26 protein-coding genes are annotated in these 24,162 nt (G+C 33.5%); 5 read left to right on the forward strand and 21 right to left on the reverse strand.

All coding sequences use genetic code 11. The features are described 5' to 3' along the window. Positions 1 to 2,122 (reverse strand): choice-of-anchor L domain-containing protein (locus Q0800_RS02560; protein WP_299127358.1); only part of this gene is annotated, 2,122 nt, incomplete at its 3' end. 237 nt (positions 2,123 to 2,359) lie between these two features. On the opposite strand from Q0800_RS02560, the gene Q0800_RS02565 reads away from it, so the two are divergent. From Q0800_RS02565 to Q0800_RS02580, 4 genes are all read left to right on the forward strand, one after another. Beyond that, positions 2,360 to 3,256 carry a NifU family protein gene (locus tag Q0800_RS02565; RefSeq protein WP_299127360.1) on the forward strand — a complete coding sequence of 299 codons (897 nt, stop codon included), beginning with the start codon at positions 2,360 to 2,362 and terminating at the stop codon, positions 3,254 to 3,256. Between the two features lie 135 nt (positions 3,257 to 3,391). Further along, complete coding sequence (locus tag Q0800_RS02570) at positions 3,392 to 4,063, forward strand: hypothetical protein (protein ID WP_299127362.1); 672 nt, start codon at positions 3,392 to 3,394, stop codon at positions 4,061 to 4,063. A 118-nt stretch (positions 4,064 to 4,181) separates the two neighbouring features. Next, positions 4,182 to 4,382, forward strand: a complete 201-nt coding sequence (locus Q0800_RS02575) for a dodecin family protein (protein ID WP_299127363.1) — start codon at positions 4,182 to 4,184, stop codon at positions 4,380 to 4,382. Positions 4,383 to 4,441: 59 nt separating this feature from the next. Further along, complete coding sequence (locus Q0800_RS02580) at positions 4,442 to 5,254, forward strand: mechanosensitive ion channel domain-containing protein (protein WP_299127364.1); 813 nt, start codon at positions 4,442 to 4,444, stop codon at positions 5,252 to 5,254. On the opposite strand, the gene tsaB is transcribed toward Q0800_RS02580, so the two are convergent. From tsaB to cyoE, 15 genes are all read right to left on the reverse strand, one after another. Beyond that, complete coding sequence (gene tsaB / locus Q0800_RS02585) at positions 5,251 to 5,922, reverse strand: tRNA (adenosine(37)-N6)-threonylcarbamoyltransferase complex dimerization subunit type 1 TsaB (protein ID WP_299127365.1); 672 nt, start codon at positions 5,920 to 5,922, stop codon at positions 5,251 to 5,253. The genes Q0800_RS02580 and tsaB overlap by 4 nt on opposite strands. A 16-nt stretch (positions 5,923 to 5,938) precedes the next feature. Then, positions 5,939 to 7,243 carry an efflux RND transporter periplasmic adaptor subunit gene (locus Q0800_RS02590; protein ID WP_299127367.1) on the reverse strand — a complete coding sequence of 435 codons (1,305 nt, stop codon included), beginning with the start codon at positions 7,241 to 7,243 and terminating at the stop codon, positions 5,939 to 5,941. A 6-nt stretch (positions 7,244 to 7,249) separates the two neighbouring features. Beyond that, complete coding sequence (locus Q0800_RS02595) at positions 7,250 to 8,590, reverse strand: TolC family protein (protein ID WP_299127368.1); 1,341 nt, start codon at positions 8,588 to 8,590, stop codon at positions 7,250 to 7,252. Between the two features lie 50 nt (positions 8,591 to 8,640). Beyond that, complete coding sequence (locus Q0800_RS02600; protein WP_299127369.1) at positions 8,641 to 9,801, reverse strand: efflux RND transporter periplasmic adaptor subunit; 1,161 nt, start codon at positions 9,799 to 9,801, stop codon at positions 8,641 to 8,643. A 19-nt stretch (positions 9,802 to 9,820) separates the two neighbouring features. Further along, positions 9,821 to 11,080, reverse strand: a complete 1,260-nt coding sequence (locus tag Q0800_RS02605; protein ID WP_299127370.1) for an ABC transporter permease — start codon at positions 11,078 to 11,080, stop codon at positions 9,821 to 9,823. 1 nt (position 11,081) lies between these two features. Further along, positions 11,082 to 12,326 carry an ABC transporter permease gene (locus Q0800_RS02610; RefSeq protein ID WP_299127372.1) on the reverse strand — a complete coding sequence of 415 codons (1,245 nt, stop codon included), beginning with the start codon at positions 12,324 to 12,326 and terminating at the stop codon, positions 11,082 to 11,084. After that, a complete protein-coding gene (locus tag Q0800_RS02615) occupies positions 12,319 to 13,020 on the reverse strand; it encodes an ABC transporter ATP-binding protein (protein WP_299127374.1) in 702 nt (233 codons plus the stop codon). Before Q0800_RS02615 ends, Q0800_RS02610 begins: the two co-directional genes overlap by 8 nt. Positions 13,021 to 13,144: 124 nt before the next feature. Then, the gene (locus Q0800_RS02620) at positions 13,145 to 13,378 is read right to left on the reverse strand and encodes a hypothetical protein (RefSeq protein WP_299127375.1); all 234 of its coding nucleotides are present in this window, start codon (positions 13,376 to 13,378) and stop codon (positions 13,145 to 13,147) included. 2 nt (positions 13,379 to 13,380) lie between these two features. Continuing rightward, positions 13,381 to 13,926, reverse strand: a complete 546-nt coding sequence (locus tag Q0800_RS02625) for a DUF420 domain-containing protein (RefSeq protein WP_299127376.1) — start codon at positions 13,924 to 13,926, stop codon at positions 13,381 to 13,383. 2 nt (positions 13,927 to 13,928) lie between these two features. Then, positions 13,929 to 14,675 carry an SCO family protein gene (locus Q0800_RS02630; protein ID WP_299127377.1) on the reverse strand — a complete coding sequence of 249 codons (747 nt, stop codon included), beginning with the start codon at positions 14,673 to 14,675 and terminating at the stop codon, positions 13,929 to 13,931. Further along, the gene (locus Q0800_RS02635; protein ID WP_299127378.1) at positions 14,668 to 15,375 is read right to left on the reverse strand and encodes a hypothetical protein; all 708 of its coding nucleotides are present in this window, start codon (positions 15,373 to 15,375) and stop codon (positions 14,668 to 14,670) included. Before Q0800_RS02635 ends, Q0800_RS02630 begins: the two co-directional genes overlap by 8 nt. Positions 15,376 to 15,443: 68 nt before the next feature. Continuing rightward, positions 15,444 to 15,890 carry a cytochrome C oxidase subunit IV family protein gene (locus tag Q0800_RS02640; protein WP_299127379.1) on the reverse strand — a complete coding sequence of 149 codons (447 nt, stop codon included), beginning with the start codon at positions 15,888 to 15,890 and terminating at the stop codon, positions 15,444 to 15,446. 19 nt (positions 15,891 to 15,909) lie between these two features. Next, positions 15,910 to 16,911 carry a cytochrome c oxidase subunit 3 gene (locus Q0800_RS02645; protein WP_299127380.1) on the reverse strand — a complete coding sequence of 334 codons (1,002 nt, stop codon included), beginning with the start codon at positions 16,909 to 16,911 and terminating at the stop codon, positions 15,910 to 15,912. A 36-nt stretch (positions 16,912 to 16,947) separates the two neighbouring features. Beyond that, positions 16,948 to 17,547 carry a cytochrome c oxidase subunit 3 gene (locus Q0800_RS02650; RefSeq protein WP_299127381.1) on the reverse strand — a complete coding sequence of 200 codons (600 nt, stop codon included), beginning with the start codon at positions 17,545 to 17,547 and terminating at the stop codon, positions 16,948 to 16,950. Further along, a complete protein-coding gene (gene cyoE / locus Q0800_RS02655) occupies positions 17,548 to 18,441 on the reverse strand; it encodes a heme o synthase (protein WP_299127383.1) in 894 nt (297 codons plus the stop codon). A 147-nt stretch (positions 18,442 to 18,588) separates the two neighbouring features. Here cyoE and Q0800_RS02660 point away from each other — a divergent pair, with 147 nt between their 5' ends. Then, positions 18,589 to 19,473 (forward strand): MBL fold metallo-hydrolase, encoded by an 885-nt coding sequence (locus Q0800_RS02660; protein WP_299127386.1) that lies wholly within the window; start codon positions 18,589 to 18,591, stop codon positions 19,471 to 19,473. Here Q0800_RS02660 and Q0800_RS02665 read toward each other — a convergent pair. The 5 genes from Q0800_RS02665 to gcvH all read right to left on the reverse strand — a co-directional run bounded on the left by Q0800_RS02665 (position 19,470) and on the right by gcvH (position 24,117). Next, positions 19,470 to 21,572 carry a gliding motility protein RemB gene (locus Q0800_RS02665; RefSeq protein WP_299127388.1) on the reverse strand — a complete coding sequence of 701 codons (2,103 nt, stop codon included), beginning with the start codon at positions 21,570 to 21,572 and terminating at the stop codon, positions 19,470 to 19,472. The two genes, Q0800_RS02660 and Q0800_RS02665, sit on opposite strands and share 4 nt — an antisense overlap. A gap of 106 nt (positions 21,573 to 21,678) precedes the next feature. Continuing rightward, positions 21,679 to 22,470, reverse strand: coding sequence for an energy transducer TonB (locus Q0800_RS02670; RefSeq protein ID WP_299127390.1), 792 nt, complete (start codon positions 22,468 to 22,470; stop codon positions 21,679 to 21,681). A 119-nt stretch (positions 22,471 to 22,589) separates the two neighbouring features. Continuing rightward, on the reverse strand, positions 22,590 to 23,318 hold the full coding sequence (locus tag Q0800_RS02675) for an energy transducer TonB (RefSeq protein ID WP_299127391.1): 729 nt from the start codon (positions 23,316 to 23,318) through the stop codon (positions 22,590 to 22,592). A gap of 63 nt (positions 23,319 to 23,381) precedes the next feature. Continuing rightward, complete coding sequence (locus Q0800_RS02680; RefSeq protein WP_299127393.1) at positions 23,382 to 23,744, reverse strand: VanZ family protein; 363 nt, start codon at positions 23,742 to 23,744, stop codon at positions 23,382 to 23,384. After that, positions 23,737 to 24,117, reverse strand: coding sequence for a glycine cleavage system protein GcvH (gene gcvH, locus Q0800_RS02685; protein WP_299127395.1), 381 nt, complete (start codon positions 24,115 to 24,117; stop codon positions 23,737 to 23,739). The genes Q0800_RS02680 and gcvH overlap by 8 nt, the downstream gene beginning before the upstream one ends. Positions 24,118 to 24,162 lie beyond the last annotated feature (45 nt).

Genomic DNA, 24,162 nt, shown 5'->3' on the forward strand with positions numbered 1-24,162 from the left:
GATAACTCACCGTAAATTCTGTAGCTAATTGTGCTCCTAAAATACCAGCAGTCTGAGTGCTTAAATCAAACTCCGCTATACCATCATTGCTCTCATCATCGCAAAGGGATATCGCACCTACAGGGTTGATCTCGGGTTGTGTGGACGCAGATATCTCAAAGAATACTGTATCAAAACAAACTTGTGTTGCTTCTGCCATTCTAGCCCAAATAACTTGAGGATTAGCGACATTTGTATAATTTGTTGGCAAAACACCAACATTATTATTAGCATCATCTTCTGTAAGATGATACGTTATTGTATAATCCGCAGGATCTAAAGCTCCTAAAATGTTAGTATCATTTTCTGTTAAATCAAATTCAGTGAAGCCAGTAACGCTACACCCTATTAAATCCACAGCAGGCTCTGCTGTAGGGTTATCTCTAAACTCAATAACTATAGGATCAGTGGTACCTTCACAAACTCCGTCGATGTCTATTTCTGCAAAATAAACTCCAGGCTCGGTTACGGTTAAGGTAGAAGATACTTCACCCGGAATTACCTCATCATCCTTATACCAGATATGGATTGCTGTTTCAAGAGCTGTATCTAATTCAATTTCCGTATCGTCACACAAGGCTGTACCTGCCGCTATGGTAAAGTCTTCCCCTAAACTTCCACCAATATTAAAACTACCTGCTTTTATAAAAACTCCAGTATCAAATACATTATCTCTATCATCAGCCACAACAAGTTTTATAGTGTATAATTCTCCAGACACAACAGTTGATGTTGCTGTAAACTCTGTCGTTCTACCATCAAAACCGATTGGAGGTTGGTTGAATGGTGTATACTCACCAAAAAACTGTGGATTAGCCGCTCCACAAGCAGCTCCATTATCAGGGTGGATATTAGTAACTAAAATTGGTGTATTAGTACCTGGTATTACAGCCAAATTTGTGGTAACACCATTTGAATCGGTTAATAAAAAAGCAAAAGCATCAGAAAATGTACACTCAAAGGTACCCATATCATACTCTTCAGAAGCCATTAAAAACTCAAAACTGAAGGTTTCTGCTTGAGGCACAAAATCAAACTGAATAAACGTAGCATTACGAGAATCTACGCCAAGTTCTGCATCTAAGTCTGCATCACCAGGCCAAATATTAGTGCCCTCGCTTAGCGTACCCGTATTGGGACCCTCTGCCTGACTTGCGTCACCAGACATTAATAGTAAACCATCTTCAAAGGGGAAACTGACACCATTACTAAAAAAATATCCTATACCATTGGGTTCTGTAGTTGAAAAATCAACACCTGTTGAAGACGTTATGTTTGATACAGAAGCACATGGACTATTAACCAAGACATCTTGCACCAATTGCTCTACAGTAAAGGAATCTTGATCAACAACCAAGTTATCACCTAAAACAAAAACGATAATACTAACTGTATCAGAACATCCTTGCGGATTAGCATCACTAGCTGTAAGATTGACTGTATACGTCCCTGGGTTTAAAAATGTATTAGACACGTTTGATCCATTAGCCGTATTACCATCTCCAAAATCCCAGGTATATGTTGCATTTGTATTATCATCTGAAAACACAGCACTTCCTGTAAAATCTACCGTATCACCTGGCACTATGCCAATTACTCCTGTTCCGTTAGGTTCTGGATCCGTACTATCAATAGAAGCTGTAATGGTCTGGCAAGGTGCAGCACAAAGAATATTAGCTTCCCAGCCACTGCCACTCCCTGCATCGGAAGATATAAACTCAACGGTAAGACAACCCGAAATATTTGCTGCGGATGCACTTACGGTAAATGGCCCTACAGGCCCTTCAAATGCCCCTAACAATGGCGCTGTGGTATCATCACCGTCATAAATATTCATAGTATCGGCATTTGGCCCTTGTTGCGTAATAAATGTGGTAAAATCTAAAATTATAAATTCACCAGTATTTTGTGAACATATCGTTGTTACAAAATTTTCGTTAAGTCCGTAATTTCCAAATTCACCACCAGAATCAAAGAACTTATCGGGTGCACATCGATTAAACGATCCATTCGCCATTGATATGTCTTGTGCCACACCAACTAAGGAAAACAATATTATTACTATAGAAATAATCTTTTTCATTACTTAAAGGAATAAAACCATATTGTGTTTCTATGACCAATCAGACTGCAATTACTTTCAACAACTTTAACTCATTAAGTATTGGTCTAAAACACCATTTTTTATCAAAAAATCTTTTTTTGAAAAGTATTGAAAATTTAATTAAAAACGATCATTTTAGTTAAGAATTTAGTCACAAAACACATTCTTTAGGTTAACGTTTAATAATGATATTTCTTATTTTTGTAAAAAAAATAAATGACAAAGATTTCAATAGTTCCAACTTCAAATGATAGTATCTTAAAATTTGAAGCAGATCGGTTTTTAACCAATCATAATAGTTTTGAATTTAACAATATAGATGAAGCCAAAAACTCACCATTAGCCAAAGAATTATTTTATTTACCATTTGTAAAAAAAATCTATATCGCATCTAATTTCATAGCTATTGAACGTTTTAACATTGTAGACTGGAATGATGTTAAAGACGAGGTAGCAGAACAAATTTCAAAATACCTATCTAGTGGTCAGACTGTGGTTAATGAAGATGCTAGCAAACCTAAATCAGCTGTTACTGTATATGCAGAGAGCACCCCAAACCCAAATGTTTTAAAATTTGTTTGTAATAAATTATTAGTTCCAAATCAGTTTGAATTTACATCAATTGAAACTGCTAAACATTCACCATTTGCAACATCTTTATTCCAATTTCCTTTTATCAAAAATGTTTATTTAGAAAAAAACTTTATTTCAATTACAAAATTTGATATCGTGGAATGGGAAGAAATAACACTTCAACTAAGAGAATTCATTAAATCTTATGTTGAAGATGATAAAGTTATTCTAAATGATGATGCACCTGCCCAGCTTAACAAAACTGAAAAGGCCAAAGAAAAGCAGTTTGATGCGCTAGACGATATTTCTAAAAATATAGTTAATATATTAGAAGAATATGTAAAACCTGCCGTAGCAAGTGATGGTGGTAATATTGAATTTATATCTTACAATAATGAAACATCTAAAGTAGAAGTGTTGCTTCAAGGAGCTTGCAGTGGTTGCCCTTCTTCAACTTTTACTCTGAAAAATGGAATAGAAAATATGTTGCGAGAGATGTTAAACAATACTACAATTTTTGTACATGCCGTTAATGAATAGTTAATTCGTTAAATTATTTAAAAAAATACCATTGATATACATATTTTTGAGAAACTAATTTTTCAATTTCTAATCTTATATACACCAACGGCACAATTTTTGAATAATGTTGTTAAAATTAAAAATAAAAAAACCATGAAGAACATTGCACTTTATTTCATTGTATCACTTTTTATTGGAAACTGTTATGCTCAAAGCGTTAATATAGATATGGCCACTGAACGCGGCTTAATGTCTAAAGCTGCCAGTAAAAAAATCAATGCCATTGGCTCGCCGTATATAAATGAAAGTTTTAATCCTGTAAGAATTAAACAGTTTAATGACCAAATATATACTGGACGATATAACGCCTACAATGACGAAATGGAAATAAGACTTTCGGATGGAAAAATTGTAGCATTAGACGTTAACGCAGATTATTCTTTGATATTTACACAAACCAACAAAACTTATGTAACGACTAACTTCCCCAATAAAAATGGAACCTCTAGACGCGGATTTTTGGTTTTAGTAGATGATTCTGAGCGCCATAATCTCTACAAAAAAGAATTTATAAAATATTACGACAAAGTCCTGGCTGCATCTACATACCAGCAGGATAAACCTGCAAGTTTTAAAAGAGAGAGTGATACTTTTTATCTTGAATTGAATGGTGAAACAAAACTAGTACCTCAAAAGAAGAAAGATTTGATTAAGGTCTTTCCAGAGCATGGATCTAATATTAAATCTTTTATTAAAAAAAATAAACTCAACCCTAAAAACGAAGAAGATTTAATTAAAATTGTAGACTATTTAAGTACACTATAAACTAATAAGCTTACAGTCTTAAATTGATATTTTTACCTATGTTTAGGTAAAGTTTATTTAATTTTAAGTGACCATTATAAAAAATTGGTTTCCAATAGTTATAAATAAACAAAATATCATGGCAGTATTAAAAGTAATTGAAGTATTATCTAACTCTGATAAGAGTTGGGAAGACGCAACAACAAAGGCAGTTAAAGAAGCTTCTAAAACAGTTAAAAACCTACGTTCTGTGTATGTACAAGACCAAAGTGCAATTGTTAAAGATGGTCAGGTTACGGAATTTAGAGTGAATCTTAAATTAACTTTTGAAGTAAAATAAACAAAAAGCTCGGATAATTTTCCGAGCTTTTTTTATAACCTTAAAAAAATTAAGCAAACATGGATACACAAAAATGGATTGATAAGGGATATGACCTTATCGTAGAGTTCGGCCCTAAACTTATTGCAGCAATACTTATATGGATTATTGGTGGCTGGATATTAAAAATAATAATTAAGGGTATTAGAAAAGCGATGACTAAGGCCAATTATGAGGAAAGCTTAAAAAAGTTTTTACTTAATTTGATTAGTTGGATACTTAAGATTGTATTAATCTTAGTTGTTCTTGGTACAGTAGGCATAGAAACAACATCTTTTGCTGCTATATTAGCTGCGGCAGTTTTAGCTGTTGGACTTGCACTTCAAGGCTCTCTTGGTAATTTTGCAGGCGGTGTTTTAATAATGATATTTAAACCATTTAAAATTGGTGACTTAATTGAAGCTCAAGGTGAAATTGGTGTTGTAAAGGAAATTGAAATTTTTACAACTAAATTGACTGGATTATCTAATAGAGAATTAATTATTCCTAATGGAGCATTATCTAACGGAAATATTATAAACTTTACTACAGAAGGCACACGTAGAGTAGATTTAGTGTTTGGAGTAGGATATGATTCTGACATTAAGAAAACAAAAGAAGTCTTTAATAAAGTTTTGGAATCTCATCCTCTGGTATTGAGTCAACCAGCACCAACCATAGCAGTCTCAGAGCTTGCAGATAGTTCTATTAATTTTGTTGTTAGACCATGGTGTAATACTAACGATTACTGGGATGTTTATTTTGGTATAACTGAAGATGTAAAAGAAGCTCTAGACGCAGCTGGTATAGAAATCCCATACCCACATGCTGTTGAAATACAAAAAGAAGGTTAATTTTTCTTTTTTATAGCTACAAAGTCCTTCAAATAATAAGGTTCAAAATAAGCGACATCTTCAGTGTCGCTTTTTTGATACTTTAATTCTGATAATATTACCATTTCATTAGCAGATGGTAATTTATTATCAATAAAAATAGCATTAGAGTTTGCAATTAGTGTTTTCGTTTTTTCAACACCATTACCTATAAAATAAACCTTGTGATCACCAAGCAAAGCGCTATAACTATCTTCAGATAAAACTTCTGCTTTTATTTCTCTTTGTTGCTGATACTTTGAATTATAAATAGCGGAATAGACTTCCATACGTCTAGCATCTAACATAGGTACAATAAAACCATCATTAACGTTAACTTGATGCGCTAAACTCTCTAAGGTATTAATCGCAATTAAGGGTTTATCTAGGGCATAACATAATCCCTTAGCTGTAGAAACTCCTATCCGTAATCCAGTGTAAGACCCTGGGCCTTTACTTACTGCTACAGCATGAATATCCTTTGGCCTTACTTTTGCTTGCTTAAAAACTTCATCTATAAACACGTGTAACTTTTCAGCATGAGAATAACCAGAATTATTATCTTCTTTTAAAACCAAAGTCTCTCCATCATTAGATAAAGAGACGGAACAGTTAGTCGTTGCTGTTTCAATATTTAGAATTAACGCCATGGCTTAAAAGATAAAACTACTCATCCTTTTCTTCTGAAGTATTTTTCTTTTTATTCTTTACTTCAATTAAATCACCAGGTTTCAATGTTTTAGATACTATATTATAAGGTCCAGTAATAATCTCATCATCTTTAGATAAGCCTGAAACAATTTCAATATTGGTATCATCTTGTATTCCTGTCTCAATAATTTTTAATTTAGCCTTTCCGTTATTATTTACAAATACACATTCAAACTTCTCTTCTTTTTCAACGTTATCAGCGTCATTAACCTCTGTCTTTTTACCAAATGATTTTTTTACTGAACTTGTATCTGTTTTTATTACAATTGAGCTTATAGGGACTGAAATTGCATCTTTTCTTGTTTTTGTTATAATGTCTACGGTAGCCGTCATACCTGGTCTAAAAGGCGAATAACTTTCTGGTTTCCCTTCTGTAAGATCTCTATAGGACTCTTCTAAAATTCTAACCTTCACCTTAAAATTTGTAACCTGGTCTGCGGCTAAGTTACCAGCTGCTGAGTTTGCTATTTCTGTAACCACTCCCTTAAACTCTTTTTTTAAGTAGGCGTCTACTTCAACAATTGTAGAATCACCAATACTAACTTTTACAATATCATTTTCATTAACATCAACTTCAACCTCCATATTGTTGAGATTTGCAACACGTAAAATTTCTGTACCAGCCATTTGTTGTGTACCCACAACACGTTCACCTAATTCTACATTAAGCCTGGAGATGGTTCCGCTCATTGGTGCATAAATGGTGGTTCTGTTTAGATTATCCTTAGCTTCATTTACAGTTGCTGCGGCACTTTGAACATTGTAGTACGCTGAACTTTTACTGGCTTGTGCTGTTTCATAATTTGCAATAGCTCTGTCCCAATCTGCTTTTGATATAACGCCTTTATCAAATAAGCTCTTACTTCTTTGGTAATCTGCTTTTGCTTGTTTTAAATTAGCTTCTGCTTGTTGTAAACCTGCTTTTACGTTTTGATAAGATGCTTGAGATCTACTTACCGCAGATTGAATTAAATCTGGGTTTACTTTTACTAATAAATCACCTTTATTTACCTCTTGTCCTTCTTTAAACGGAAGTTCTAAAATTTCACCTGAGACTTCAGAAGAAATTTTTACTTCAACCTCTGGTTGAATTTTTCCCGTTGCAGAAACCGTTTCAACAATATCCTTTAAAGTCACCTCCTTAACTGTAACTTTTTTAAAGTTACCTTTTTTACCGAACCATCCTAGTTTAGATCCTACTATCATCATAATAAGGGCAAGGACAACGATTCCGATTATTATTTTTACTGTTTTGCTCATAAGGTATTAGTTTAAGTCAGTTATTGGTAGACCAAAATAAAACTCTAAAATTTTAAGTCTAAATATATAGTCATATTTTGTTCTTACGACATCAGACTGTGCATTTTCGTACGCGGCTCTAGACTGATTAAAATCGAAAGCATTTGAAAGACCAACATCATAACGTTCTTTAGCATACTCAAATGCTAATCTACGAGCTTCTTCGGTTTGCAATGCAGCTTCGTATGTTTTCTTAGAATTCTTTGCATCGTTATAAGCTTGGTATACTGTTGATTCTAAATCTAATTCTGATTGTTCTAATTGATATTTTAAACGTTCTACACGTACCTTATTGCGTTTTACGTTATTTCTAACATTGAGATTATTGAAAATTGGTACATTTAATTGCACACCGATAGACGTACCATCGAAAAGGTACAATTGATCTATAAAAGAGATTTCTTCGCCTGTAAAAGGATTAACTTGAGAACTTGCCCAACGTGTATTATACCCTACAAATCCTCGTAGTGTAGGAAAATAATTAGCTCGTGCCAATTCTAAATCTTTCTGAGCCAATTCAACACTTGTTCTAGCAATTTTTACATCATTTATTTCTTCTTTCGCTTTTTTAGCAATCTCCGAGGCCTCTTTATCTAAAATGGTTGCTGCAACCAAACCATAATCTTCATCACTTATATCAAAATTTTCATAATCTTTTAGTTGAAGCGTCTGCGCTAAACCAAATTTTGAAATAAATAGATTGTTCTCAGCCTGTATAATCTGCTGTGATTGTGTAGCGTCTGTAGCTTGTATTTCTAATAAATCTCCACGAGGTAATACGCCTGCATCTACTAGCTCTTGAGTGTTTTTAATATTCTCTTTTGTAACTGCATTTTGGCCTTGAAGCACTCTTAACTGTTCTCTATTGGCTAAAATCTGCAAAAAGGAATTGGCTACAATTAAAGAAATATCATCCTTCATTTTATCTAATTGATATTGTGAAGCAATCTGGTTTATTTTAGCTCTTTGTAGGGTTTTCCAATTGGCAAAACCTGAAAAAAGATTAACACCTGAACTTACACCTCCATTTGCCGACCTAAAGGTGCTATTTTCAAACTGGTTTGTAGCTGGGTTAATATTAGCACCTGTATTTATATTAAAGGACGCATTAGAATTTAAATTAGGCAGAAAATTAGCTATGGCCTGATTTTTATCAATATTGGCAAGATCAACATCTAACTCTGACTGCTGAATTGATATGTTATTCTCTAAAGCATAATTGACACATTCTAATAGTGTCCATTTTTTATTTTGTGCCTGAGAAAATACTCCAAAAAGAAATATAAGTGCAATGATTGATTTTTTCATGATGCTTATTTGTCTATTAAAACTATAATGTGTTACACTAACGATTAAAATTATTGTTGTGCATATTTTGGAATACCCTGTACTTGGTTCCAAACTTTTATTTTGTCTTCTTTAGATATACCGCTTTTTACCTCAACAAAAATGCCGTCGCTTATACCTAAATCTACGTCTTTCCTTTCAAACTTTTGATCGCCAACTTCAATCTCTACATAAGGTTCTTTTGTTTCCTTATCGTACTGAACTAAAGCCTCTTTAATAGCTAATACCTTTTCGGCTTTGTCTAAAATAATAGAAGCGTTTGCACTAAGACCAGCTCTAATAAATATGGAGTCTATTTGTTTTAAGGTGCCTTTTATTTCAAACTGAATGGCTCCGTTTTCTGCAACTCCTTTTGGGGCAATGTAATCTAAAACCGCATCAAATTTTTCGTTTTCAATAGCGCCTACTGTGATTTCTAATGGCAAACCTTCTTTTATCTTACCAACTTCACTTTCGTCTACCTTACCTTCAAAAATCATTTTTTTCACATTTGCCAAAGATGCTATTGAGGTACCCTCATTAAAATTATTAGCTTCAATGACTTGGTTTCCTGCTTTTACTGGCACATCTAAAACCATCCCAGAAACCGTTGCTCTTACTTGGGTTTGTGCAATATTACCGAGGCCAGAGGTTGTTCCTGTTTTAATAATATCATAGTTTTGACGGGCCTGATTAACACTAATTCTTGCCTGTTCTACCTGTTGCTTAGCTTGTAGATAGGTATTATTAACTTGGTCGAATTCATTGGCTGCAATCACTCCCTTATCAAACAATTCCTTCTGACGATCGTAAATTGCCTTTTGAGTTTTGAAATTAATTTCAGCAGTTTGTAAAGCTGTTCTATTAGATGCGATATTATTTTTAGCATTGGTTAAATTAGAGACGTTTGGTATTACTTTAATCTGTGCAATTAAATCGCCTTGCTTTACATACTCACCAGCTTCAACATAAACTTCTTCCACTACGCCAGAGATATTTGGCTTTATTAAAACTTCTTCTTTTGGAACGATACTACCCGTCGCAACGGTTTTTACGACTATGGTTTGCTCTGTTGCAGACTCTGATGCATAGGTTATTGGATCTTCTTGGTTTTTTTGCCACAAGTAAAATAATGCTGCACCAAATGCTACAACAATAATGATGAGTAAGATTATGGTTTTTGTTCGTTTCATTGATTATTGATTAATTATTTTATTCTGTTCTTAATGCGTCAACAGGTTTCATTTTTGTAGCTCTATTGGCTGGTATTAATCCTGCTAATAAACCCGAAACCACTAATATTATTAAAGCTGTAAAAACTACTTGCATGCTAACACTAGGATTAGCAAAATTTTCTACAGGACCTACATTATCTAAAATTGTATTCATTATCCAAATAACTAGTGCGGCAAATGATACTCCGAGCATACCAGACAGTATGGTTAGCACTAAACTTTCTTGCAGTATTTGACCTTTTATCATCCATGGAGTCGCTCCCAACGCACGTCTTACTCCGATCTCTTTTGTACGTTCCTTAACTACAATGAGCATAATATTATTAATACCAATAATACCAGACATAAGGACCAAAGCTCCTACAAAATAACCGACTATAGATAGTATTGAAAAAAGACCATTAATACGACCAAACTGTTCTGATAAATCAAAATGACCAATAGCCCGTTCGTCTTCTGGATGGATTTTGTGTCTAAACTTCATTAAATCGAAAACCTGTTTTTTAATACTGGTAATAGACACACCGTCTACAGCAGTTATGGCCATCCACCCAACGCTCTCACCTCTATTAAAGGCTTGCCCAAAGGTTGTAAAAGGAGTATAGATTGTACTTGCATCTTGCTCGTCGTCACCTTGACTGTTAGTCATTTTAAAAGTACCTACAACTAAAAAGTTAACTCCATTAATTTTTACATAAGTTCCTAAAACATCCTCGTTCTTATCATAAAGACTTTTTACTACACCTGTTCCAATAACACAAATTTTTCGTTTGTTGTTTATATCTGAATAACTTAAAAACCGCCCTTGAAGAATATCCATAGGTTGCTGATTAATATATTCTGGATAATCACCATAAATCTCAAATGCACCAGTTTTTGTCCCTCTAACAACATTATTATTACCTCTAAAGCCGCCTAATTGATTTCTCGGAGATACGTACTTAAGATTTGGAATCTCAGATTTAATGGCGGCAACATCTCCTATTTTATAATTAAAATATCTGCCTTTTGGAAGACCTTTATAAGGCTTAGAAGTGCCTTGAGTCCACATAAACATAGAATTTGTGGCAAAATCACCAAAATCTGCGGTAACACCATTTCTTAAACCATTAGTTAAAGCCAGTAGTAAAACTAAAATAGTTATACCCCAAAAAACACCAAATGCGGTTAATGCTGTTCTAAATTTGTTAGCATTTAAGGCTTCTAATATTTCGTCCCAACGATCTCTGTTAAACATATTACTCGTCTCTTAAGGCTACAATTGGTTTTATCTTTGCTGCGCGATAGGCTGGTATAAAACCAGCTACTGCACCAGCGATAACAAGAAGAAAAACCGTGGTTAGTGCTATGTTAAAATCTACCTGAGGGTATTTTATAAAATCACTATCTATTTGAGGGCCGACAACTTCTAAAAGTCCCAATCCAAATATTAATCCAAATAAACCTGAGAACATAGTAACAAATACAGCCTCTTGTAAAATCATACTTACAATAGACATGGGAAGTGCTCCTAATGCTTTACGAATACCTATTTCCTTTGTACGTTCTTTTACAATAATTAGCATAATATTTCCAACTCCTACAATACCTGCTATAATTGTACCTATACCAACAAACCAAAATACTCCCTGAATAGTAGCTATTAAAGAGAATATTTTTTTGGCTTCTTCTAAAGTATTATTAACTCTTACTGCACTTTGATCCTCTGGAGATATAGTATGAATTTCTTTAATTTGAGATTCTATTCCTTCGGCAATAGCATAAGATTGGGCTACAGCTTCGTCAAAATTATCCGCCATTTTTACGGTAAATGCCATGTTCCTAATATTATCTCCTGCATTAAATATTTGTTGCGCTGTTGAAACCGGAATATAAACTTGACTTTCTTCTCTGTCACCACCTGGGTCAAAGAATACACCAACTACCTTAAAGTTGATTCCGAAAATTTGAATGTTCTTATCTATAGCATCCTCATCTTTAAATAAGTCTTTCTTCATTTTATTACCAATAACAGCCACTTTTTTATGATTTGCTAAATCAGATTCGTTTATAAAACGACCAGTACCTATATCTGCGTTCTCTATAAATTGATTATCTGGCAATGTCCCTCTAATACGGTAGTTACCTGTTTCGTTTTTATAGTTAACTGAACCGCCCCAAATCATATAATCTCTAGTTCTGTACTCTAATTGGTGATCATATTTTTGCTCTACAGCTTCAAAACTTGAATTTTTCAATTGAATCCTCCGACCCGGATTAAGGCCTTTGTAACCTTTTGAAGTCACACCTGTCCATACCGAAATTCTGTTAGTGGCATCTTGCTCAAACTCCGATCTTACACCATTTTCTATACCTTTACTAAAACCAAGTAGGATGACAAGAATAAATATGCCAGAGGCTACGGAAAGCCCTGTAAGAAACGTACGTAATTTATTTTTACGTAAGGTCTCAAATATTTCTTGCCAACGCTCAATATCAAACATGTGCTGAGGCTCTAACTTGTTCTACTTTACTATCGTCTATAATAACACCATCTTTAAGATTAACAATACGTTTTGTCATCTGTGCAATATCGGGCTCGTGCGTAACTACTAATATCGTTTTACCTTCATCATTTATGCCTTGTATTAAATCCATAACTTCATAAGAGGTTTTTGTATCTAAAGCACCTGTTGGCTCATCTGCGAGTAGTACTTTTGGGTCACTGGCTAAAGCTCTGGCTATTGCTACACGTTGTTTTTGCCCACCTGAGAGTTCGCTTGGTAAATGATGAGACCAATCTGCTAAACCCACTTTTTCTAGATAATGCATAGCTTTTTCTGTACGTTCATTTCTTTTTATACCCTTGTAGTATAGTGGCATAGACACATTATCTAGCGCACTTTTGTAATTGATAAGGTTAAAAGATTGAAAGATGAAACCTAAGAATTCGTTTCTGTACTTTGCGGCTATTTTTTCATTTAGACCTCTTATTGGCACACTGTCTAAAACATATTGACCTTCATCAGCCTCATCAAGCATTCCTAAAATATTGAGTAAGGTAGATTTTCCTGAGCCTGAAGATCCCATAATTGAAACTAGTTCTCCTTCTTCAACATTAAAATTAATACCTTTTAGAACGTGAAGCGAATTGCTTCCCATTTGATAAGATTTGTGTAAATCTTTAATTTGTATCATGTGATGATGGTTGATTGATGCAATAATACACAAAACATTACCTGACTTGTGCTAAGTAATTGTTAAGAATTACTTACAACGACTATGTTAGTAAGACTATTGAGAATAAAAAATGTTACAGTTTTTAATCCAATTTTTTAGCGGTACTAGATTTACTGTAGGTTCTGTATACAAAATACCCTATAGTTGCTACTAAGACGTATGGCATTACCATAAGAAACATTATACCATCGTTAATACCTTCTGCTGCGGATTGGTCTTCTCCACTTTCTAAAACTGCTCTGCACATAGCGCATTGGGCATTGGTCTTTATAAAAAAGAGCATTGCGCATACAGTAAGAATAATTTTACGATACATAACTAAGCATAGTAAGGTGAAATCATAAGGTAAACGACAACTCCTGTTACGGCTACGTATAGCCAAAGTGGAAATGTAATCTTTGCAATTTTTTTGTGTCGTTCTATATTATTAGTTATTGCTCTTACATAGGTTATAAGCACAAATGGTATAATCACTATTGATAGTAAAATATGAGTGATTAGCACAAAATAATATATGTATTTAATTACTCCTACTCCTCCAAATTTTGTGGAATCACTCGTCATGTGGTACGCTACATACATTACTAAAAAAGATACCGAAAGTGCAATGGCAAACTTCATTAGCTTTTCGTGTAATTTTCTATTCCCCTTTTTTATCATTACTACAGCAATAACTAATACAATTGCTGTAAGCCCATTTACTGATGCATAGATTGGCGGTAAAAAACGTAACGGTTCAACATCAAAGCCTAGGCGTTTTAAGTTAATTCCAAACAACAAAGCTACTGCAATAGGGATTACTACAGATAAAATAACAATCCATTTATTGTATTTTTTTTCTTTTTCTAAATTAACCTCATTCATGTTTACTCATTCAATAATTTAGCAATGTCTTCTTTTAAGATTGATATTTGTTCTTTTTCGCCATCATCTTCTTGCTCTTCCTCACTTACCACACCTCTATAGTATATCATTGGATTGCCAAAGGCATCTTTTCGGCTTCTTATAAAACCCTCTTTATCTATTAGTGCAAAATTACCCGAATGTTCAAATCCACCCTCAACTTCTGCATTTTTACCTGCATAAATGGTAAACCCATTATTAGCTAAATCGTATATAGTCTTCTCTTTACCTGTCATAAAATGCCAGTTGGGATTGGAAACTTTATATTTCTCTGCATACGCCTTAAGCACCTCTGGTGTATCCATCTCTGGGTTGATGGTAAATGATGCCACACCAAAATCATTAAAATCTTTAAACTCATCTTGAATATCAACTAGGTTTCTACTCATTCTTGGACAAATTGTTGGGCAGGTTGTAAAGAAAAACTCCACTATATAAACTTTACCTAAATAATCTGCATTGGTAATTGTTTTTCCGTCTTGATTAACAAAACTAAACGCTGGTACTTTTTTAGGCTGGTTGTTAATCTCTAAATAAGCTAAATCACTTTTATTGGTCCTAGTTGAGGTCGATAATTCTTGGCTTCGACTTTCATCTCTTGTAATATCATCTTTACTTACGCGATCTATAATTTTTGGAATAAATATTATCCCAAATACTAAGAGTATAAATGCGATACCGCCGTAAGAATAATTTGTTGTTTTACTCATTGTTTATTAAATCTTTTTCGCGTCTCTTGTTGGATTCATCAAAATCGCCTTTGCGCTTGTCTCTATATTCTTTAAATAAAACACGCATATCTTCTGCTGCCATTTTATTTTTTAACTCAGATACTTGTGTGCAATCATAGTCAAAAAGACCATAGATAGGCACCTTAGTTTCCTTTTCTTTTTCGGTTCTATCATCAATTCTACCTCTTTGATTTAGGTCTCTATCTACAATATAAACTGAATTAGTTCCTAAGTTTGAAGTGAGTTGAACTTCTGATCGCAGGGCATTAAAAATGCTTCTTATTTCCCTTTCATCTGTGTATAGTAGGTGCCAAAACCTAAGATCTTCGTAAGACTTTATTTCTTTAAGCAATGCCTCGGCTTCCAATTTGGCTTCGGGTGGCAACAATACTACAACCTGAAAGGATTTAAAACCTTTATTTATATCGTAAACAAGCTCTTTTAAATTTAATGCTGCTGTTGCATGATCATTTGGTTTTTTACCCCAAAAAGAGAGTACCGTTAAATGGTCTTTAAGCTGAATATTATTTTTATTGTTGGCTAACTCCGTAATATTCTCTTTTACGATATCTAGTGGATTATAGTTATCCTTAGAAAGTAGCATCACTATAATAAAAGCTACGGGAAGAAAGAATAATATACTTAGAATTAAATAGCGACTTTGCTTACTTACTTGCATATTACAAAAATAAAAAAGGTGGTTTTAAAAAACCACCTTTTACTATTATTTAACTCAATATTTTGAGTTTAAAAATCACGTTTTATTAATGCGTCCTCTGTAAAATAAACCTCATATACATAACCCCCTTCTTGTAATAAGATAAATATTAAGTAGCAAATTAAAAAGACTGATGTCCAAACTACCATGCGTCTAAGGGCTTTGGTCTCATCTCTCATGTGCATAAAGTCCCATGTGATGTAATACGCTTTTACAATAGTTAAAAGGATGAAGATTAAATTTAAAGGCTTCATGTAAACAAATGGTGACAAAATAATATTACCAATTGTTGCAAAAAATCCACCTTCGAGAGGATCTATCCAAGTGTGCATTAACACATCTGGTTTGTAAATACCTAATACAACTTCTATTGCTGTAACAAAAGTTAAGAAGGCTAATACTCCCCATATTTTTTGTGTATTAGACTTAAATTTCCAAAGTCCTCTAAATATTTCTAATTTATGCTCGTGTGCCATAACTTATTCTTAAATGCTGTTATACTAAATAGAAGAATGTAAATACAAATACCCAAACTAAATCGACAAAGTGCCAGTAAAGTCCAACTTTTTCAACCATTTCATAGCTTCCTCTTCGCTCATAAGTTCCTAGAATAACGTTGAAAAAGATAATGATATTGATAACGACTCCTGAAAATACGTGGAATCCATGGAAACCAGTAATAAAAAAGAAAAAGTCTGCAAACAACGCAGTACCATATTCATTAACCTTAAGATTAGCACCTTTAACTACTAGCTGTCCATTATTTTTAACCCACTTAAGAGATTCCTCTCTAGAAAGTACTGTTTTGTGACCTTCATCATTTATTTCTTGAGTTCTTACTAAGATATTACTATTAGCAGCTAAACCTTCGTAAATTTCATTAACACTATAAGGTGGTAAAGGATCTTCGGTAACAAACCATAAGCCGTTCTTTCTTTGGTGTTGCGTGCGTTCGGTTGAGTGATGTACTGCAAAGTCATCTATTGAAATGCGTTTAAATTTATCTTCGCCATCTACCGTTACATATTCTCCAAATTGCAAAATATTTCCACCTTTTGTTTGTACTGCACCATAATCTCCTTGGATAAATGTTGCCCATTCCCATGCTTGTGATCCAACAAAAATAGCTCCACCAATAATGGTTAAAAACATGTACAATGTTACTTTGACCTTGTTCATGTGGTGACCTGCATCTACAGCTAGCACCATAGTTACAGAAGACATAATAAGTACAAATGTCATAAAGGCTACATAGATCATAGGTAATTCTTGACCATGCAAAAAAGGTACGTGTGTAAACACCTCATCTGCTATAGGCCATTCCTTAATAAATTTAAATCTCGAAAAGCCATAAGCCGCTAAGAAACCAGAAAATGTTAGTGCATCAGAAACGATGAAAAACCACATCATCATTTTTCCATAACTTGCTACTAGAGGCTTATTTCCGCCTCCCCAGGTTTTTCCTTCTGTGCCAGTACTTGCTACTGTAGAATCCATAGAAATTATTTAATTTTTAAGATTGGACAAAAATAATCAAATTATATCGCTAAAAAAATATAAAAACAAAAAGAGCGCAAGCCAAAGTAGGTCTATGAAATGCCAAAAATTGGCAGCCAGTTCTAAACCCAACATATTATTGACATTATACTTTTGTTTAAAATGATTATAAATAACAACAATTAAGCATATTAACCCAGCAATAACGTGTCCTATGTGCACAACAGCTATTAAATAAATATAAGACATGGTAATATTACTCGTAGGGCCTGTAAAATTATAACCTGCTTCTATAATTTGACGAAACCCTACAAATTGACTAAATACAAACACAATTCCTAAAATAAAAGTAACGACTAACCAAATCATGGTCATTTTACTATTTTTTTGCTTTAAAGCTTTTTTTGCCAGTATAAATGTTAAACTACTCAACAAAATAACGCCTACGCTTATTAAAAATGCGTTTGGTAATTCATAATTACTCAACCAATCTTTATCTTGTCTCTGTTTTGCGCTAACTATAAAGGCACTAATGATGGCAGAAAAAGACATAATTAAAGAACCAATACCAAACCATAACATCATTTTTTTTGACCTTGAATTCTTTTCCTGCGCTGTTCCTTGTGTTAAATCCATTTATCTTAAAAATTTATCTGCAACATAAATAATTTGCAACATAGTGATATAAAATACGCTCGATAACATTAATTCTTTTGCGGCCTTAGCAGTGCGTTGTTGAAATAATCTAAAGGCATAAACAACCATCATTACTCCAAGTAAAAAAACGACAGATGCTCCAAGTATAGACAGCTCTAATTTACCTGTAAAACCAAAAACAGGGATTATAGAAGCAATTACCGTCCACACGCTATAAATTACAATTTGCACGGCCGTACCTTTGTCGCGTTTACCTGTAGGCAGCATAAAGAACCCTCCTTTTTCATAATCTTCATACAAAAACCAACCGATAGCCCAAAAATGTGGAAATTGCCAAAAAAACTGAATGGCGAATAATGTTCCTGGTTCTATTCCGAATGAATTTTGAGCGGCAACCCAACCTAACATAAAAGGAATAGCACCTGGCAATGCTCCTACAAAGACAGCCAAAGGGGTTTTGGTCTTAAGTGGTGTATAAATACTAGTGTAAAGAAATATTGAAATAGCTCCCCACATTGCAGTCTTAGGATTAATGATATATAAGCTTATTAAACCTAAAAGCGTAAAAGAAGCCGCAATAATAAAAGCCATATTAACAGACATACGACCAGCTGGTATTGGCCTGTTCTTAGTTCTATCCATTAAAGCATCAAGATCTCTTTCTATGATTTGATTATAAGCATTAGATGCACCAACCATAAAATAACCACCAAAAGCCAACAATACTAGCGTTTTAACGTCTAAGGTATCGGCACCAAGAAGATAACCTGCAAGGGCGGAAAACACAACACTTATAGACAATCCCATTTTTGTGATTTCTTTAAAATCAGTTAGGATAGATGCTTGTGATATCGAAGTTTTATTACGACTCAAATCGTGTAGTTCTACTATAATTATTAGCGTGTGCAAAGATACTCTGAAAATTAGTTATTACCAACGCAGAATCTGTTTTAATTATTGGTTAAAATAAGTTTGTAAGATTGTTTAATTTTATGAGACTTAACACTAAAATCTCTCATCATGAAAATCTATACGACCTTAGTTGTCTCCCTATTCAGTTTCTCGCTCTTTTCGCAAGGCCGATTTGATAATGTTGTTATAAAAACGACACAACTCTCAGACCATACCTATATGCTAGAAGGTGCAGGAGGTAACATTGGTATATCTGTTGGTAACGACGGTGTTTTTATAATAGATGACCAGTTTGCACCTTTATCTGATAAAATTCTAAATGCCATAAAAGTAGTAAGTGATAAACCACTAAAATACTTAGTTAACACACATTATCATGGTGATCACTCTGGTGGTAATGTAAAGATGGCCAAAGCAGGAGCAACAATTATAGCACACAACAATGTAAAAAAACGTTTGGAGGAAAAGCAAAGAGATGGAAGTTACAAACCAAAAGAAGCTTTACCTGTAATTACATTTAATGATAAATTAAATATTTTCATTAATAACGAAAGTATTGCTGTATTCCACGTTAAAAATGCCCATACCGATGGCGATGCTATTTTATACTTTACAGAAAGTAATGTATTACATACGGGAGATACTTATTTTAACGGACGTTATCCGTATATTGATTTAAACTCTGGTGGATCTGTTAACGGTTATATTGAAGCCGTTAAGAGAGGGCTAATGGTTATTAATGAAGACACTAAGATTATTCCAGGTCATGGTAAAGTCTCAAACAAAAAAGCGTATAAAGACTTTTTAACCATGCTCGAAACTATACGCAGTAATGTACAAAAAGCAATTGATAATGGTAAAACCGAAGATGACGTAAAAGCTGATTCTACCATAACCAAAACGTATGATGATTTAGATTACGGTACGGGCTTTATAAACAGCGAGCGTATCCGCTTAACATTTTACAAGAGTTTAGTAAAAGATAAATCTTAAAAATCGTTGTACCAATTAAATAAATCGGTTCTCACACCAACACTAAACCATAAGGTATTGGAACTTGTAGTTGTTGGCGTTATTTGTTGCGGATCAAAATCTCTATAAATAATATTTGTGAAAAGTCTGAGATTTGTAGCCGGATTTACTACATAACCAGCCTGTAGCTCTGTCATAAAACTATTGGTTGCATTACCCTGGCCAATAGTAATCCCAGTATTTGCTACTCGGTTATCTTCATCTCCATATATGTCACCACCATAATTAAAATTATCTTCTGGTGTATTAAAATCAAAACCTCTTTTACCCATTACTACTTTAGCATCTGCAAACCACCGCTTATAATTATATCGTCCTATAAGTACCAATTCTCTAAAATTAGAACCCCACAAATGCGCCATTGGCTGGTTAAAATGTGCGTAATTTAATATTATAGAATTATGGGAATACGTATATGGTCTCACTTGGTTGTACTCTGCTTGTAACAACAAGTTATTTACATTAAATGCATTATAATATTTTGCACCTAGTTGAAAACCTAATTTATTTTTCCAGCTTTTTTGCCCTCCAGTAATATCACTTAGGGAAAACTCATCAACAATAAACTGACCATATAAATTAACTTTATTATTCCATTTATATTTAGCACTCAACCCTAATATAGCATTACCAGCATCTTGCCCAGTTTGAAATTCAATGGCTCTAAAGAATATTATAGGATTTAAATAATTAACATCAAAACCTCTACCGTTAGTATCTGCCCACATTACAGACTCAAACAAACCTATGTTTAATCGTTTAGACACATTCCAACTTAAGTAATGGTTAGCCATGTATTTTGTAAAAAATGCGCCATCTTCCACAACAGCATCTCTAACATCTTTTAACCACATCCAAGTGCTTGTATATTTTATTTTCCAGAAACTGGTATTAAGTTTAAGAAAAGGATAGGGACTAGCTACATCACTTTGAAAAAGTGAGCGATAACCATCACCAATAAAATTTTTGCCATGACCAAACTGAATATTTAAAAAATCTGCTGGTGTATATGAAATATAGGCTTCAGCGACAGGATAGTCATACGAATTTTCCTTAAATCGTTTGGCTATACCTCTACCCGGAATTATCGCAGGATCTGGACCAAAAGCCTTTAAACTCTCCGCATATCTGTTAAAGTAATCTGCGAAACGTCCCTGACTTTCATATATAGATGAAGATAAATTAAAACGTTTCCCTAAACCAGCTTGTATAAAAACGCCTCTAGTATTATTCCAAGTGCCATCTTCTGCTTCTGAGTCGGAACCTACTTGTAAATCTAAAATAGGATCAACCGTAAACCAGTAATCTTTACCTTGTACCTGTACTAAATGCTCATTATAAAGCTTTCTGCCTACCCACGATTCTGCTGCTTTAGTTAACTTATCTTTTTCATTTTTAATATCGTAATATTTAGCAACATCAGTGTAAATAAATGGTTTTGCTGCTGTGTGACTATTTGTACCTACAGCATTCATTTCATCATCAAAACGTGCGTAATAAGAATGTGTAAAAGGTATGTTAAGCTCACTAGAATACTCTAATTTTTCATAAGGTTTAATTTCTGCATTAACCTTATCGTATTCATTAGACAATGTTGCGTTAATACTATCTTTTGGAGCAATCTCAAAATTGGTTTTTAAACTTGTTTCCTGCTCTGGTTGAACCAATGGTATTTTTAAACTAAGACTATATTGAACAAAGGTAGGTTTACCATTGTATGCTGCTGGCTTAATTTGAGGTAGCAAACCAAAAACACGTTTAGTTTCGTACTTAAGCTTATCATAAATTGCATCTATATATATGATATTAAATCTACCTTCTTTTGTTACTTCAAATAAAATTTGAATTTCGCCTCTGTAATTTTCATCTTTTACTATTTGAGGCACTTTAAAGTTCTTATAAACAAAACTATTGAGTGTAAAATTAAAACACGATTTTAAATTGTCTATAGGTATTGTGTTACATTCATTAAAAACTGGTGGTTTCTCATAAGTAGATAAGGTCTGATTATAACCAAAAAGGCAAATTAATAACATTGAAGTAAACCAAAAATGCTTCATTAAGTAGATTATTTTTATTGTTCGAAAGATACTTATTTTTTGAGTAAGCCTAAAGAAAAAGCCGTTACCAAAACATGATAACGGCTAGTGTAAAAATTTATTGAATTTAGTCTCTAACTTTAAATTTAATAGGTAATGTATAAATAACACCTACAGGCTTATCTCGCTGAACACCTGGTTGCATTTCTGGAAGCTTATTTATAACACGTATAGCTTCTTTCTCTAACGCTGGGTGTGGTGCCCTGGTCTTTATATCAGTAACATTACCAGACTTATCTATAGTAAATTGCGTTTGTATAGTAAGTACACCTTTAAGGCCGTTTTCATTAGCAATCTCTGCATTAAACTTTCTACGTACCAATTTACTAATTTTATTTGACATGCACTCCTTGCGCTTACTATTAGTGTTGTATTTTTCACAACCAGGATACACAGGTACTTTTTCAATTTTAATGAAAGAAACAACGACATCTTCTTCTGGTTTATCTACCCTAATATCCTCAGGTTTTGATATTGGTGAATCACTTACCTTTGGTTCTTCTGGAGTTTTTACTATAGTTTCAATAATTGGTGTATCATCTTTAACAGGTGTATATACATCCGTTAAATCTTTACTTAGTGCAGGCTCTGGTTCTATTGGCTTAATAACTTCAACAACAAACGGCTCTACGTAATCTATCTTAATAAGGTCTGATTGGGCAATTTCTTTATCTACAGTAATTATTTTATCTTGAAATTGCATTTCAAAGAGTGCATAGGTACCAAGCAAACAAAGAATCAACCCTATCTGAAAATATAAGGTCGAGTTTTTTTGTAAGTTTGCATCATGCTTTTGTGGTTTCTTTACTTCAGTAGTGTTCTGACCAACACTATTGAAATTCTTTTTAGAATTTTTCATAATATATTTAATTTAAAATGTTAATATTATGGTAAAGTCGCAATAAGCATACCAAAAAGAAAATCCCGTCCAATTAATTTTGAACGGGATTTTTATTATGATATGTAAAATTTATTATACTAGTCTTGCACTTGAAACACAATTGGTATAGAAAATGGCATTACTACAGCTTTTCCTCTTTGTCTACCTGGTTTCATTTTTGGTAATTGACTTATAACACGCTTAGCTTCTTTTTCTAGCCCAGGATGTGGACCACGAGCAACTATACTCGATATATTACCTGTTTTGTCTACCTTAAATTGTACAAAGATTCGCTTTCTACCAGCTGGCAACCCAAGATCTCCTGCTAAATCTGTATTAAATTTTCTATTAATAAATTTATTTACTTTTTCATTCATGCATTTTTTCTTCGCAGCATTTCCCTTTTTCTTTTCGCAACCAGGGAACACAGCAACATTTTCAATAACACTGAAAGGCACTTCTAAATCTTCTTCTACCTCTTCTACTTCTACTTCTTCTACTTCAACTATCTCTGTATCCATTTCAGTCTCAGTAGACTCAATCACAGTCTCCTCAATCTCCTCTTCATCTTCAACAACTTCAATAATTTCTGGCGCTGGTGGTGGCGGTGGTGGCGGTGGCGGTGGAGTAAAAATCTGCTCAGTAATTGGCACTTCTTCCTCTAACTCATCGTCTAGATTTAATGAATCTATAGCGATATCACTCTTATCATAGGTCTTATAATTAATCGTCATGTAAGTAACACCTAACATTAAGGCAAGACCAACAGCAAAAAATAACGAGCTGTTTCTACTTACATCTGATTTTGGATTCTTTTTAGGTTCCATAATTCTTTGTTTAAACGTGTTGCTAATTTAATTAAATAATCATTAAAAAAACAAGACTTCGGTTTATTTTAACTTTATAATGGTGTTTTTTACCGCAACTAGTGTACCAAAACAAACACCTAGGCAGTTTGCTAGCATATCAAAAACATCAAATGTTCTGTTAGTATTTAATTGATGCTGTACCATTTCTAATAACACACCAAATAAAAAAACACCTAAAAATACATACTTAAGACGATGTTGTTTGTGAAAAAATTTAAAATAGGTAATCCACAAAAAGGCTAATCCTACGTAGGCAATAAAATGATAAATCTTATCATCAAACGAAGATCCTAAACTAGGAACGCTACTTATGTTTACTAAACTATAAACTAATAGCAAAACAGTATATGCTATAGTTACTAGTAAACCTAGTTTTTTAACCACTTATTAGGGTTTTGTAATCCTCAGCAGAAAGTAAACTATCGATTTGAGAAGCATCAGAAATATTTACCTTTATCATCCACCCATCACCATAAGGATCTGTGTTTACTTTTTCTGGTTCATCTTCTAAGCTTTCATTGAACTCAACGATCTCACCAGATAACGGAAGAAACAAGTCTGAAACCGTTTTTACAGCCTCAACAGTACCAAAGACTTCTTCTGCATCTAAAGTTTCGTCTAACGTTTCTACTTCTACGTATACAATATCACCTAATTCTCCTTGAGCGAAATCTGTAATACCAATAGTGGCAATATCGCCATCTATTTTTATCCATTCGTGATCTTTAGTATACTTTAATTCTGACGGTATATTCATCTTATGCATATAAACTTTAATTAAACAAAAGTAAATTTTTAATTG

Origin of the sequence: uncultured Winogradskyella sp., from assembly GCF_937958655.1 — a bacterium.
GTDB lineage: Bacteria > Bacteroidota > Bacteroidia > Flavobacteriales > Flavobacteriaceae > Winogradskyella.

Excerpts from the sequence above, each read along its gene's own strand:
- Q0800_RS02565 (WP_299127360.1), top strand. The coding sequence starts at position 2,360 with ATGACAAAGATTTCAATAGTTCCAACTTCAAATGATAGTATCTTAAAA.
- Q0800_RS02570 (WP_299127362.1), top strand. The coding sequence starts at position 3,392 with ATGAAGAACATTGCACTTTATTTCATTGTATCACTTTTTATTGGAAAC.
- Q0800_RS02575 (WP_299127363.1), top strand. The coding sequence starts at position 4,182 with ATGGCAGTATTAAAAGTAATTGAAGTATTATCTAACTCTGATAAGAGT.
- Q0800_RS02580 (WP_299127364.1), top strand. The coding sequence starts at position 4,442 with ATGGATACACAAAAATGGATTGATAAGGGATATGACCTTATCGTAGAG.
- tsaB (WP_299127365.1), bottom strand. The coding sequence starts at position 5,922 with ATGGCGTTAATTCTAAATATTGAAACAGCAACGACTAACTGTTCCGTC.
- Q0800_RS02590 (WP_299127367.1), bottom strand. The coding sequence starts at position 7,243 with ATGAGCAAAACAGTAAAAATAATAATCGGAATCGTTGTCCTTGCCCTT.
- Q0800_RS02595 (WP_299127368.1), bottom strand. The coding sequence starts at position 8,590 with ATGAAAAAATCAATCATTGCACTTATATTTCTTTTTGGAGTATTTTCT.
- Q0800_RS02600 (WP_299127369.1), bottom strand. The coding sequence starts at position 9,801 with ATGAAACGAACAAAAACCATAATCTTACTCATCATTATTGTTGTAGCA.
- Q0800_RS02605 (WP_299127370.1), bottom strand. The coding sequence starts at position 11,080 with ATGTTTAACAGAGATCGTTGGGACGAAATATTAGAAGCCTTAAATGCT.
- Q0800_RS02610 (WP_299127372.1), bottom strand. The coding sequence starts at position 12,326 with ATGTTTGATATTGAGCGTTGGCAAGAAATATTTGAGACCTTACGTAAA.
- Q0800_RS02615 (WP_299127374.1), bottom strand. The coding sequence starts at position 13,020 with ATGATACAAATTAAAGATTTACACAAATCTTATCAAATGGGAAGCAAT.
- Q0800_RS02620 (WP_299127375.1), bottom strand. The coding sequence starts at position 13,378 with ATGTATCGTAAAATTATTCTTACTGTATGCGCAATGCTCTTTTTTATA.
- Q0800_RS02625 (WP_299127376.1), bottom strand. The coding sequence starts at position 13,926 with ATGAATGAGGTTAATTTAGAAAAAGAAAAAAAATACAATAAATGGATT.
- Q0800_RS02630 (WP_299127377.1), bottom strand. The coding sequence starts at position 14,675 with ATGAGTAAAACAACAAATTATTCTTACGGCGGTATCGCATTTATACTC.
- Q0800_RS02635 (WP_299127378.1), bottom strand. The coding sequence starts at position 15,375 with ATGCAAGTAAGTAAGCAAAGTCGCTATTTAATTCTAAGTATATTATTC.
- Q0800_RS02640 (WP_299127379.1), bottom strand. The coding sequence starts at position 15,890 with ATGGCACACGAGCATAAATTAGAAATATTTAGAGGACTTTGGAAATTT.
- Q0800_RS02645 (WP_299127380.1), bottom strand. The coding sequence starts at position 16,911 with ATGGATTCTACAGTAGCAAGTACTGGCACAGAAGGAAAAACCTGGGGA.
- Q0800_RS02650 (WP_299127381.1), bottom strand. The coding sequence starts at position 17,547 with ATGGATTTAACACAAGGAACAGCGCAGGAAAAGAATTCAAGGTCAAAA.
- Q0800_RS02660 (WP_299127386.1), top strand. The coding sequence starts at position 18,589 with ATGAAAATCTATACGACCTTAGTTGTCTCCCTATTCAGTTTCTCGCTC.
- Q0800_RS02665 (WP_299127388.1), bottom strand. The coding sequence starts at position 21,572 with ATGAAGCATTTTTGGTTTACTTCAATGTTATTAATTTGCCTTTTTGGT.
- Q0800_RS02670 (WP_299127390.1), bottom strand. The coding sequence starts at position 22,470 with ATGAAAAATTCTAAAAAGAATTTCAATAGTGTTGGTCAGAACACTACT.
- Q0800_RS02675 (WP_299127391.1), bottom strand. The coding sequence starts at position 23,318 with ATGGAACCTAAAAAGAATCCAAAATCAGATGTAAGTAGAAACAGCTCG.
- gcvH (WP_299127395.1), bottom strand. The coding sequence starts at position 24,117 with ATGAATATACCGTCAGAATTAAAGTATACTAAAGATCACGAATGGATA.